Source organism: Micromonospora sp. NPDC023633 (genome assembly GCF_040640035.1).
GTDB lineage: Bacteria > Actinomycetota > Actinomycetes > Mycobacteriales > Micromonosporaceae > Micromonospora.
Window position 1 is genome coordinate 21,043 of record NZ_JBFABB010000082.1, and the last position, 10,507, is coordinate 31,549.

Here is a 10,507-nt window from a genome sequence, read left to right on the forward strand (position 1 = left end):
TCTTCGACCCTGCGGGCCGCAGCCCGGCGAGGACCGGCACACGTTCGGATCCTGACGCCGCCAGCCGACCGGTCGTTGGTTCGCTCGGTGTGCGTGCCGGCCGCACCGGCTGGACCGCCCATGCTCGGCGGCCAGCGCGGCGAGGTGCGGGTCCGGTGGTCGCGCCGACCATGCCGGTCTGGCGGCGCCGGATGTCTGAGGGTGCCAGATGGACGTGTCGGCGGTACTGGGTAGCCCACCTACCACCTGCCTCTGGAATCCCCTGAGTCAGCGGCTGGGTTCCTCGCCTCTGAAGGCTCCGCGGCTCGACTTCGGTGGCGTCGACTCGGCGTCGCGTACCGCCGGCTGCCGGGGTAGGGACCGACGGGTGCTGGTCGGGAAGGCCTGCGCGGCCGCCGTGATCCCGGGAGAGACGTCGACGATCTGAGGCAGCGGAGTCTGCGGGTCGGCGAGGGGTGCCGCGAGCCGGACGATGTCCCGAAGTTCTCCGTTCCACTCGGGGCCCATCTCGTCGGTGAGCTGCTTCGCAGTTGCCGCGAACGCCTTGGTCTCCTCCGGGGTCCACGGCCGCTGGCGCTCAGCGTCGATGGCAGCAGCGGTGCCGGCCGGCCAGCGCCAGGAGCCGGCGGCGTCGAGGTAGTTGATGTGCAGCTGGTGGTTGCCGCGCCGGTAGACGGTGGCGACGTCGACCACCCGCTCCCGGTCTATGGCCTCGGCGGCCTGGCGGACACCCTGGTAGGAGGCGTCGTGGTTGTCCCGAGCGGTCAACCTGCCGTGGCCGAGCTTCTGGACCTGGTCGTGATAGCGGTGGACGATGCCGAGTCGGCTGAGCGGCTCGGGCACCGCCATGATCGCGGCCTCCACCCGGTAGCCGGCCGCGCGGAACATCGCTGCGGGTTCCAGGAAGTCTCCGGGGTCCCGCATCGTCGTCTCGATGATCGTGTCGACTCGCCGGTCGATGAGGTACTGCTCGGCGGCGGCCATCCACCGGCGTCCGTCCATGCTGGTGTACGGCGCGGCGTTGCGGTCGTCTTCCCGCAGCAGCCTGCTGTACTCGGGGTGGTAGGGCTTGTAGAAGTCGGAGTTGACCACGATCGCGCCGCCACGCTGATCGAGTTCACGCTTGACCGACTCGGTGGTCATGGTCTTGCCCGCGCCGGGCTGCCCGGCGACGAAGACCACCACTGGCTGGTCTTGGGAGACCCCGTGGGCGAGTTCCTCCGGGGCGATCTCCTCGCGGAAGATGCGCTGCGACTGCTCCTCGGTAAGCAGGTAGCGTCTCGGGTCGATCGGCATCAGGCAGCGCGCTGACCGAGTTGCTCGGCCAGGGTGCGGTAGTGCTGCGTGGCGTCGGCGACCGCTTGGCGGTCGGTCGGCCGCAGCTCGTTACGCGCGGCAATGCACTGCTTCCGTAGGTTGATCAGCTCCGCTACCGCGGCGTCGTTGTCCTGCTGCCGCGCGGTGGCGATGAGCGGGGTGATGGCGGCGACCGCCTGGCTGACCGCCTCGATGGCGACCTCGTAGGAAACGGACTCGGTCGAGTCCCACTCGAACTGGCCCAGGTTGGCCAGCACGGACTGTTCGGTCACGGCTCATACCTCCTAGTCACTCAGGGTCAGAATATCGGAGGTGATCAAGGCGTAGCGGGTGCGGGTGATGCCGCGGAATTAGAGGCCATCGGCGTCGGGGAGCTGCGCGAGCACCTCCGGTGGCGCCGGCTCGACGGGCAGCGGCCGGGGCTCGGTGTGCTTGCCTGGGCTGCACCGGCTGAAGGGCCCGTACTCGGCGGCGAGCGCGGCGAGGTGGGGGTCGAGGTGGTCGCGCCACCAGATGCTCATGCCGGTCTGTGGGTCGCTGACCCGTAGCGTTTCCCAGGCTCGCCAAAGCGCGTACAGACGGGAGATCGCCTCCGGGTGCGCCCACCACCGGGGACACCAGTTCACCCCCAGAGGTCGGCCCAGTGGCGAGGCGTCGCTCGATGACGTGGGCGAGGTAGTCGGCGACGAACGCCTCGACGTTGCGGTAGGCCGGCTCCGGTGCGGCGTCGTCGCCGGCTGGCGGTGTGGCGGCCGGCGGCGTCACGTCCGGGTCGCCGGCGAGTTGGCCGAGCAGGGCGCTGAGGTCGGCCACCGGGTCGCCGACCGGTCCGGGCTGGGGCAGGGTCATGGGGTCGGCTCCGGCGGGGCGTCGTCGGGGGTGAGGGTCCAGTCGGTGCGGCCGTGGGGGTCCCAGCGGGCGCGGGCTGATCTACGGCTCGGGCCGGTGGTTCCCGGTCGGCGCCGACAGCGGCTGCATGCTCTACTACAACGCCGGCACGCCGCCGCGGCTGGTCTTCTCCTTCAACGACACCAACCTCGGCGACAACGGCGGCGGGGCGTCGGTGTGGGTGCGGCAGTGGTGGGGCGAGCTCTGAGCGGCCCGCTCAGGTGAGGCCGCAGGCTTCCAGGGACCGTTCGTAGCCGCGGAAGAACGACTCGGTGCGCTGCTCGGCGGTGCCGTGCGAGCCCTCGGCGAACCAGGGCTGGTCGGGGTCGTCGCCGACGGCCAGCAGCCCCTCGCGGAACTCGTCCAGGTCGCCGTCGTCGAGCCGTAGCGCCTTCGAGCGCACCGAGTCGCCGAGGTACGCCCCGGCCATGCAGTCGGCCTGCAACTCCTGCTGGATGGTGTAGGAGTAGCGGATGCCGAGACGGGCCTGGATGCCGTGCGCGTACTCGTGGCCGAGCAGGTAGAACACGAACGCGTCGCCGACCTGGCGGAACGCGCCCACCGACCAGTTCACGTCGTAGGCGATGAAGTCGCCGGCCGAGCAGTAGACGGCGTTGTTGCGCGGCAGCGGCTGCCCGCCGCAGGCCACCTCCCCCGCCCGCTGGTAGGGGATGACGCGGCGGATCGGCCGGAACCGCTCGCCGGAGGCCCGGAACTGGGCGGCCCAGTACCGCTCGGCGATGGCCTTCGCATCGGTGACGTCCTGCTGGAACTCCTCGACGCTGGTGGTGCCGTCGGCCCGGGTCTGCGCGGCGCCGGGCGAGGCGGGGCCGTCGGGCGAGGCGGGGCCGTCGGGCCGCTGCGGGGCGGGCTCCTGTCCCTCGGGTTCGGACACCCCGCCGACCACGCACCCGGCCGCCGCGACGAGGGCCACCACGAGGCCGGCCAGCGAGCTTCGCGGTCGGCGTCCCACGCGCGTCGTCACAGTGCCCTCCCCGGCGTCGGCGTCGGCGTCCAGTACCCCGACGGTGGCCTCGTCATGCCTGGACACAGGCGCCCCCGGCGAAGGGGGCCGCGACGGTTCACCGGTCCGGCCATCCGATCGGGACGCGGCGGGCGGGCGCGCGGGCCGGCCGGCGTCGAAGCGGCGGACCGGGTCGTCGCGGATGTCCGGTGTGGGGAGGTGCGGGGCGAGCCGCACGTGGGCGGTCAGGGGCTGGCGGCGAGGAAGACGAAGGCGACGAGCAGCACCAGGTGCACGCCGCCCTGGAGCACGGTGGCCCGCCCCGGCACCACGGTCAGCACGCTGGTGACGACGGTGAGGGCGAGCAGGGTCACCTGGGTGCCGCCGAGGCCGAGCAGCAGCGGGCCCTCCAACCAGATCGAGGCGAGCGCGATCGCCGGGATGGTCAGCCCGATGCTGGCCATGGCCGAGCCCAGGGCGAGGTTCAGGCTGATCTGCACCCGGTCACGGCGGGCGGCCCGGGCGGCGGCGATCGTCTCGGGCAGCAGCACCAGCAGCGCGATGACCACCCCCACGAACGACGGGGGCAGGTTCGCCCCGGCGACGGCGGACTCGATCGCCGGGGACACCGACTTGGCGTCGCCGACCACGGCGACCAGCGCCACCAGCAGCAGGCCGAGGCTGAGCAGGGCGGCCCGCTCCGACGGCGGCTCGGCGTGCCCCTCCGTGTCGAGCACCCGGCCCTGGTTGTTGACGGGCAGGAAGTAGTCGCGGTGGCGGCCGGTCTGCACCATGACGAACAGGCCGTAGAGGGCGAGCGAGACCACGGCGGCGAAGGCGAGCTGTGCCGGGCTGAACTGCGGGCCGGGCCGGCTGGTGGTGAAGGTCGGCACCACGAGGCTCAGCGCGGCGAGGGTGGTCACGGTGGCCAGCGCCCCGCCGGTGCCCTCGGAGTTGAAGACCGCCACCCGGCGGCGCAGCGCCCCGATCAGCAGCGACAACCCGAGGATGCCGTTGCAGGTGATCATGACGGCGGCGAAGACGGTGTCTCGCGCGAGCGACTGCGTCTTCTCGCCGCCACTGATCATGAGCGTGACGATCAGGGCGACCTCGATGACGGTGACGGCCACGGCGAGCACGAGCGAGCCGTACGGCTCCCCCACCCGGTGGGCCACCACCTCGGCGTGGTGCACGGCGGCCAGCACCGCGCCCGCCAGCAACAGGGCCACCACCACGACGACGGGACCGGACAGGTCGCGCCCCCAGGTCAGGATCAACACCAGGATCGCCAGCAGCGGGACGAGGACGGTCCAGTCGGTCAGACGTGAGCGGAACAGCGCGGCCATACCCCAACCTTCTCAGAGAAAACGATCATCTGACCCCCGACCGGCGGGAAGGGGGCGGGGTCGGACCGGTGGCCTGGAGGGACGGCGCTGGTGGGAGACACCGGGACCGCTCTGCTGGCCTACCCGACCGGAGTGGCCACGCACCAACTCGGGCGGCGGCGACCGACCGGGACGCCGGCGGTCGCCACCGGGCCGCAGGCGAGGCGTGCAGCCGCTCGATCGGGCGCGCCGGGCTGCTCCATCATGGACAGAGCCCTTGTGGTCCCATGTGTCCATGATCAGTCCCACACCTCTCATGCGTCTGGTGGCCGGCGTCTGGGGATTCAAGACCCTCGCGGTCGGCGTCGAACTCGGCCTCTTCACCCGCCTCGCGAACGGGCGGACCCTCACGGTCGACGAGGCCGCCGCCGAGTTCGGGCTGGCCGAACGTCCGGCAGACCTGCTGTTGGCCGCGACCGCGTCACTGGGCCTGTTGGAGAAGGCCGGCGACGGTTACCGCAACTCCGAACTCGCCGAACAGTTCCTGGTCGAAGGTCGCCCCTACTACTTCGGTGCGCAGATCCGCTACTCCGACCTGCGGACCTACCTGCCCTGGCACCGCGTCGGCGAAGCCCTGCGCACCGACCGGCCCCTTACCTGGGACCCGCAGGCCCAGCAGTCGATGTTCGACACCACCGACCCCGATATGCTGGCGCAGTTCTGGGACGCCATGTACTCCACCTCCAGCTTCACCGCCCGAGCGCTGGCCGACGCGTACGACTTCGGCGCGCACGCCCGGCTGCTCGACGTCGGTGGTGGGGCCGGGGCGTTCCCGATCGAGTTCTGCCGTCGGCTGCAGGGACTACGGGCGACCATCCTCGACCTGCCGCACGTGTGCGTCCGCGCCGAGGAGCGGATCGCGGCGGAAGGCATGAGCGGGCGAATCGGCACGGTCGGCGGCGATTTCCTGGCCGACCCGGCGCTGCCGGACGGGCACGACGTCATTCTGCTGAGCATGATCCTGCACGACTGGGACGAGCCGACGAATCGGGCGCTGCTGGCCAAGTGCCACGCGGCGCTGCCGCCCGGTGGGGCGATCGTCATCTGCGAGCTGCTGCTCAACGACGAGCGCACCGGTCCGCCCGAGGCGGCTCTGATGGGCATGAACATGCTGGTGGAGACCGAGGGCGGCAGGAACTACTCCGGTGCCGAGTACACGGCCTGGCTCACCGACGCCGGCTTCGTCGACGTCCGCGTCGTGCCGTTCGACGCCCCGGGCGCCAACGGGGCGGTGGTCGCCCGCCGGGCCTGACCGCAAGCACGTCCGCTCGCGCCGGCGCCGACGACCTCGCCGCCCGGTTCCGCAGCCCGCGCCCCCGGCGACCAGCGTTCTGGTCGGCGGCGGTGCGGGCGGCCGGCTCGTCGTCGTCGCCGGTGCCACGGACGTCCCAACGGTCCGGAGACGTCGGCTGGACGAGGGACGTCAGTTGGTGCCCGGCAACCATGGCCCCAGCAGGGTGGGCTCGGCGATCGTATGCCGCACCTGCTCACGCTCCTGCGCGGTCAACGGGAGTGCCTTGAGTCGAGCGCCCCAGTCGGGCACGAGCTCCGGTTTCTCCAGCCCGACCGACAGCTCGATCAACCCGGCCAGCGCCAACGCTTGTTCGACAGCCGGCGCGGCGTCGCCGTGGCGGCGCAGCCCCGAGTTGAGCGCCGCGTGACAGGGCGCGACCGCGTCGGCCATGACCAGGCAACCACCGGTGTTCTCGGCCGACGGGTCCACGCCGCTGGGCGCGCCGCCGTAGTGCAGCTCGAACCCGCTCCACCGGAACGCCAGGTGGAGGTACGGCTTCGTCTGCTTGTAGGTGACTCGTGAGCACGATCACGAGGCGAGGCACCGCCGTCGCGAGCCGCCACCACGGGCCGCCCGGCGGGTGTCGGCCACCCGGAACGGCGGTGCCGCGCAGAGCGGCCCGGACAGGCGTAGGCTGGGGGCATCCCGGAAACGACGGCATCCCACCTCTGAGGTGCCCGCCACGCCGGCTCCGTCCGCGGGTATGCGACGTCCGCACCCGATCCGCAGCGGCACGACCGACCGTCCGGACCGTCTTCACCTCCCCGCGGCCCAGGGCCGCGTCGACCCGCCTCGGCGCGAGCGCCAGGGCACGGCGCTCGCGATCGGCACCCTGGTGACCCGCGCCTCGCCACAGCGCCGCCGCTGAGCGGGGCGGACCGACGATCCAACCGGACGGGTCGGCGAACCGGCGCACGGCGCGACTGCACGCACGACCCCACCGCTACGCCGCGGTCACGGCGATGAGGATCCGACATGACGCCCTCGATCCACGCCCTCGCTCCCCCGTCGACGCCGCGCCTGCGGATCGAACCGACCCGCTCCGCGCGCACGCTGCTCGACGGCGGCTGGTGGCCCCGCTCGACGGATCCGCTCGCCGAGCTGCCCGGCCTCGTCCTCGCCATCGACCTGCTGCACGGTCCGATCGTCCGACTGGTCCTCAACGCCGACACCTGGGACGGCAACCCGCGCCACCTGAGCGTCGACGGCAGGGTGCTGCGGTTGGGCTACTTCACCAGCCAACCCGCCACCCTGCTGACCGCGATCTGCCTCAACGACGACCGGGTCGACCTGCTGGTCGTACCGCCGCAGACCCCGGCCCGCCTGGCCGAGGCGGCGATGATGCTCGCCGCCACCGCCGGCAACCTGGTCCACTCCCCCCAGCTGCTCGTCGCCGCCGGCACGACGTCGGACGCGAGGACCGGCAGCGCGGACAGGCACACCTGGGAGGGCGAGGGCGGCCGTCTGCGCGCCACTCCCGACGCCCCTGCCCCCGTCGCCTCCCACCCGGCCGACGCCGCGACGTCCGCGCCGGCGCTCGGACCGACGACGCCCCCGCCGCGGCAGCGGCGCACCGACGACCTTCCCACCATCACCACCAAGGAGCGGACCATGACAGTCTCCCGGCACACGATCGTCTCGGCGCTGCGTCGACGCGGCCAGCACACCAGGGCCGACTGGGTCGAGCGGGAACTACCGGCGCAGGTCGACACCGCCCGGCACGCCGGGCTACTCGCGACCCTGCGTCTCGACCTCACCGAACTCGGCGGGTCGACGGCGCGGTGAGAGTGGCCCTGCTGGGCCCGGTGGCGTGGCGGACGCCGCCGCGCCACTACGGCCCGTGGGAGCAGGTGACCGGCCTCCTGGCCGAGGGACTCGTCGCGCGGGGCGTGCAGGTGACGCTCTTCGCGACGTTGGACTCGGTCACCTCCGCCACCCTCGACGGGGTGTGCCCACGCGGCTACGCCGAGGATCCGGGCATGGACGGGCGGGTCTGGGAGGCGATGCACGTCTCCCACGCGCTGGCCCGCTCCGCCGAGTTCGACCTCGTGCACAGTCACCTGGACTGGTTGCCGCTGGCCTTCGCCGCGCACTGCGCCGCCCCGCTGCTGACCACCGTGCACGGCTTCTCCGGGGCGGGGATCCTGCCGGCGTACGAGAAGGGCCGCTCGGCCTACGTCTCCATCTCCGACGCCGACCGGATCTCCGGGCTCGACTACCTCGCCACCGTGTACCACGGGGTCGACCTGGACGGGTTGCCGTTCACCCCGGACCCCGGCCCCGGGCTGGTGGCCTTCGGCCGGATCCATCCCGACAAGGGCACCCACACCGCCATCGAGATCGCCCGGCGGGCGGGCCGGCCGCTGACCATCTGCGGCATCGTGCAGGACGAGCGGTACTTCCGGGAGCAGGTGGCCCCGCACGTCGACGGCGAGCGGGTCACCTTCCTCGGCGCCGTGGGCCCACGCCGCCGCGGCGAGATCCTGGGCGGCGCCGCCGCGCTGCTGCACCCCATCGCCTTCGACGAACCGTTCGGCCTGTCCGTGGTGGAGTCGATGGCCTGCGGGACGCCGGTCGTGGCGTACGGCCGGGGGTCGATGCCCGAGGTGGTCGACGAGGCGGTGACGGGGCTGCTGGTGCGGACCGTCGCGCAGGCCGTCGAGGCCGTCGGTCGGGTGTCGTCGATCGACCGCGCCGGCTGCCGGGCGCGGGCCCGGCACCGATTCTCCGCCGACCGGATGGTCACCGACTACCTGGCCGTCTACGACGACCTCACCGGTCGACCGGAACGCTGACACTGTCCAGATGCCGCGATCCGCTACGAATCCGGCTCCGCTCGATCCAGGTTCACCGCCGACCCCGCACCCGCTGACGCGGCGGTCGCCCCTGAACCCGTTCCGTCGGCCGTCCACGCCGCCGACGTGCGCCGTTACCTCGTGAGGCCCGCCCCGTCTCTCGGCGGCGGCCGACAACCGGAAGGCACGGCACCCGATGTCCACCCGTTATGGCTTCCTGAGCACCCACCCGCCGACCCGCTGCGGACTGGCCACCTTCAACTCGGCTCTCGCCGCCCATCTCACCGCCGGCGGACCGCCCGGCGGTGTCGTGCGGGTCACCGCCCCGGGCGACGACCAACGCCCGGAACCCACCGTCGTGCACACCTGGTCGGCGCGGAACGCGGCCGGTTGGCGGGGCGCTGCCGCGGCGCTCGACGCCTTCGACGTGGCCGTCGTGCAGCACGAGTACGGCATCTATCCGGGGACCGACGGCGAGGACGTCCTGCCGTTGCTGCGGCGGCTCACCGTACCGAGCGTCGTGGTCCTGCACACCGTGCTCCGTCAGCCGTCGGCCCGGCAGAAGACGCTGCTGGAGCAGATCGTCGCCGCCGCCGGCGCGGTCGTCACGATGACCGGCACCGCCCACGACCGGCTGCTCGTCGGCTACGCGGTGGACCCGGCGAAGGTGTCGGTGATCCCGCACGGCGCCGCCGACCCCGTCGGCGCGGGCGCCCTGCGGCGGACCCGACCACACCTGCTCACCTGGGGGCTGCTCGGGCCCGGCAAGGGAATCGAGTGGGCGTTGCGGGCCCTGTCCCGGTTGCAGGACCTGGACCCGACCCCCACGTACACCGTCGCCGGCCGCACCCATCCGAAGGTGATCGAGCATCAGGGCGAGGCGTACCGGGCGGGCCTGCACCGCCTCGGCGCGCAGCTCGGCGTGGCGCACGCCGTGGACTACCAGGCCGCGTACCACGACCAGGCCACCCTCGGCGCGCTGGTCCGCTCCGCCGACGTGGTCGTGCTGCCCTACGACTCCACCGAACAGGTGACCTCCGGCGTCCTGATCGAGGCGGTGGCCGCCGGCGTCCCCGTCGTCGCCACGCCCTTCCCGCACGCCGTCGAGCTGCTCACCGGCGGCCCCGGGCTGGTCGTACCCCATCGGGACCCGACGGCGCTGGCGGCCGCGATCCGGCGGATCCTCACCGAGCCCGGCCTGGCCGCCGACCTCGCCGGCCGCTCCCGGTCGATCGCGGCGGACCTGCGCTGGCCGGCGGTGGCGGCGCGGTACGAGGCCCTCGCCGGACGGCTCATCGCCGGTCGCTCGCCCACGGTCACCCCGGCAGCGGCGTGAGCACGTCGCGCGACCCGGCCGGTGACACCAGTCGCGGCGTGGAGATGCCGGCACCCGCGCCGAGCTTCGCCCACCTGGCCCGGCTCAGTGACGACACCGGCCTCTTCGAGCACGCCCGGCACGCCATCGTCCGCAGGGAACACGGCTACTGCACCGACGACGTCGCCCGGGGTCTGCTGGTCGCCAGCCGGGAGCCGGAGCCGTCGGCGCAGGTGCTCGGGCTGGCCGAGCGCTACCTGGCCTTCCTGACCCACGCCCAGGACGGTCGCGGCGCCTTCCACAACCGCCTGGGCCACGACCGTCGCTGGGCCGACCAGCCCGGCCTCGGTGACTGGTGGGGCCGGGCGCTGTGGGGGCTGGGGACGGCCGCCGCCCGCAACCCCGCCGCCTGGATCCGCACCGAGGCGCTCGTGGCCTTCAGCCGCGGCGCCGCCCGGCGGTCGGCCGCGCCGCACGCCATGGCCTTCGCCGGGCTATGGGTAGCGAGAGCGTCGTGTTCGCGAACACCGACAAGGCCAAGTCCTTCTA

10 protein-coding genes and 1 pseudogene are annotated in these 10,507 nt (G+C 73.1%); 5 read left to right on the forward strand and 6 right to left on the reverse strand.

Annotated elements, in window-relative coordinates; all coding sequences use genetic code 11:
- Positions 1 to 267: 267 nt before the first annotated feature.
- The 5 genes from AB0G13_RS23335 to AB0G13_RS23355 form a co-directional block, all read right to left on the reverse strand.
- Positions 268 to 1,296: a zeta toxin family protein gene (locus AB0G13_RS23335; protein ID WP_357877769.1), complete on the reverse strand. Its 1,029-nt coding sequence runs from the start codon at positions 1,294 to 1,296 to the stop codon at positions 268 to 270.
- A complete protein-coding gene (locus AB0G13_RS23340) occupies positions 1,296 to 1,589 on the reverse strand; it encodes a hypothetical protein (protein ID WP_357877772.1) in 294 nt (97 codons plus the stop codon). Before AB0G13_RS23340 ends, AB0G13_RS23335 begins: the two co-directional genes overlap by 1 nt.
- Before the next feature lie 78 nt (positions 1,590 to 1,667).
- Positions 1,668 to 1,943: a DUF4913 domain-containing protein gene (locus AB0G13_RS23345; protein WP_357877775.1), complete on the reverse strand. Its 276-nt coding sequence runs from the start codon at positions 1,941 to 1,943 to the stop codon at positions 1,668 to 1,670.
- Positions 1,944 to 2,422: 479 nt separating this feature from the next.
- Positions 2,423 to 3,190 (reverse strand): neutral zinc metallopeptidase, encoded by a 768-nt coding sequence (locus tag AB0G13_RS23350; RefSeq protein WP_357877778.1) that lies wholly within the window; start codon positions 3,188 to 3,190, stop codon positions 2,423 to 2,425.
- Between the two features lie 224 nt (positions 3,191 to 3,414).
- Positions 3,415 to 4,515: an ionic transporter y4hA gene (locus AB0G13_RS23355; RefSeq protein WP_357877781.1), complete on the reverse strand. Its 1,101-nt coding sequence runs from the start codon at positions 4,513 to 4,515 to the stop codon at positions 3,415 to 3,417.
- A 274-nt stretch (positions 4,516 to 4,789) separates the two neighbouring features.
- Here AB0G13_RS23355 and AB0G13_RS23360 point away from each other — a divergent pair, with 274 nt between their 5' ends.
- The gene (locus tag AB0G13_RS23360; RefSeq protein WP_357877783.1) at positions 4,790 to 5,806 is read left to right on the forward strand and encodes a methyltransferase; all 1,017 of its coding nucleotides are present in this window, start codon (positions 4,790 to 4,792) and stop codon (positions 5,804 to 5,806) included.
- 171 nt (positions 5,807 to 5,977) lie between these two features.
- Here AB0G13_RS23360 and AB0G13_RS23365 read toward each other — a convergent pair whose 3' ends face one another.
- A complete protein-coding gene (locus AB0G13_RS23365) occupies positions 5,978 to 6,238 on the reverse strand; it encodes a hypothetical protein (protein ID WP_357877786.1) in 261 nt (86 codons plus the stop codon).
- 585 nt (positions 6,239 to 6,823) lie between these two features.
- On the opposite strand from AB0G13_RS23365, the gene AB0G13_RS23370 reads away from it, so the two are divergent.
- From AB0G13_RS23370 to AB0G13_RS23385, 4 genes and pseudogenes are all read left to right on the forward strand, one after another.
- Positions 6,824 to 7,633 carry a DUF5994 family protein gene (locus AB0G13_RS23370; RefSeq protein ID WP_357877789.1) on the forward strand — a complete coding sequence of 270 codons (810 nt, stop codon included), beginning with the start codon at positions 6,824 to 6,826 and terminating at the stop codon, positions 7,631 to 7,633.
- Entirely contained in the window at positions 7,630 to 8,643 is a 1,014-nt protein-coding gene (locus AB0G13_RS23375; protein WP_357877792.1) for a glycosyltransferase family 4 protein, read from the forward strand. The genes AB0G13_RS23370 and AB0G13_RS23375 overlap by 4 nt, the downstream gene beginning before the upstream one ends.
- A gap of 196 nt (positions 8,644 to 8,839) precedes the next feature.
- On the forward strand, positions 8,840 to 9,979 hold the full coding sequence (locus AB0G13_RS23380; protein ID WP_357877795.1) for a glycosyltransferase: 1,140 nt from the start codon (positions 8,840 to 8,842) through the stop codon (positions 9,977 to 9,979).
- Positions 9,980 to 10,023: 44 nt separating this feature from the next.
- Positions 10,024 to 10,507: pseudogene (locus AB0G13_RS23385) on the forward strand (glycosyltransferase); the annotation flags it as partial.